Origin of the sequence: Kocuria sp. CPCC 205231 (assembly GCF_040980965.1) — a bacterium.
Taxonomy (GTDB): domain Bacteria; phylum Actinomycetota; class Actinomycetes; order Actinomycetales; family Micrococcaceae; genus Kocuria; species Kocuria rosea.
In genome coordinates this window covers 1-895 of the sequence record NZ_JAVKPP010000061.1, presented here as the reverse complement: position 1 = coordinate 895, position 895 = coordinate 1, and the positions used below count along the sequence as shown (strand labels likewise).

The window sequence follows — 895 nt, the reverse complement described above, 5'->3', positions numbered from 1 at the left end:
CGGGATCTGGCCGACTACGACCGCGCGTTCGGGATCGAGGTCGCCTGATGGCCACCACACCGGCCGAGACGGCCAAGACCCTGGACTACCTCACGACCTCGTTGAAGGCCCCACGGATCCGTGAGGCCGCCGCCCGGATCGCCGACACTGCCCGTGCGGGGCACTGGTCCTACGAGGAGTACCTGGCCGCCGTGCTCGAGCGCGAGGTCGGCGCCCGCAATGCCTCCGGGGCCCGGCTGCGGATCACTGCCGCAGGGTTCCCCGCGATCAAGACCGCCGAGGACTTCGACTTCACTGCCCAGACGGCGATCACCCACACCGACTACGCCGCGATGGCCTCGGGCCGGTACCTGGCCGAGGCCGGCAACATCGTGCTGCTCGGGCCCCCGGGCACGGGCAAGACCCACCTGGCCACGGCCCTGGGCATCACCGCCTGCCAGCAGGGCCACCGGGTGCTCTACGCCACCGCCGTGGACTGGATCCACCGGCTCAAGGGCGCCCACGACACCGGGCGCCTGGACGCAGAGCTGCGCAAGCTGGGCCGGTACCGGCTGATCATCATCGACGAGGTCGGCTACCTGCCCTTCGAGCAAGAGGCCGCGAACCTGTTCTTCCAGCTCGTCTCGACCCGCTACGAGAAGGCCTCGCTGATCCTCACCAGCAACTTGCCTTTCGCCCGCTGGGGCGAGGTCTTCGGCGACGTCACCATCGCCGCGGCCATGATCGACCGCATCGTCCACCACGCCGAGGTCCACACCCTCAAAGGCGCCAGCTACCGGCTCAAGACCTTGGGCACCGACTCCCTGCCCAGCACCACCCACCAAGCCAACTAGCGACATCCACTGCTCACTTTTGGGCCGTCGCTACTGCTCACTTTTCGACCGTCGTTGACAGA

At 68.4% G+C, this 895-nt stretch carries 1 protein-coding gene; it reads left to right on the top strand.

All coding sequences use genetic code 11. The features are described from left to right. The first annotated feature begins 47 nt into the window (after nucleotides 1–47). Nucleotides 48–833 carry an IS21-like element helper ATPase IstB gene (istB, locus tag RF640_RS18845; protein WP_368828660.1) on the top strand — a complete coding sequence of 262 codons (786 nt, stop codon included), beginning with the start codon at nucleotides 48–50 and terminating at the stop codon, nucleotides 831–833. The last annotated feature ends 62 nt before the right edge of the window (nucleotides 834–895 follow it).

Bases quoted from the DNA above. Each gene is read 5' to 3' on its own strand.
- istB (WP_368828660.1), top strand. From the start codon at position 48: ATGGCCACCACACCGGCCGAGACGGCCAAGACCCTGGACTACCTCACG.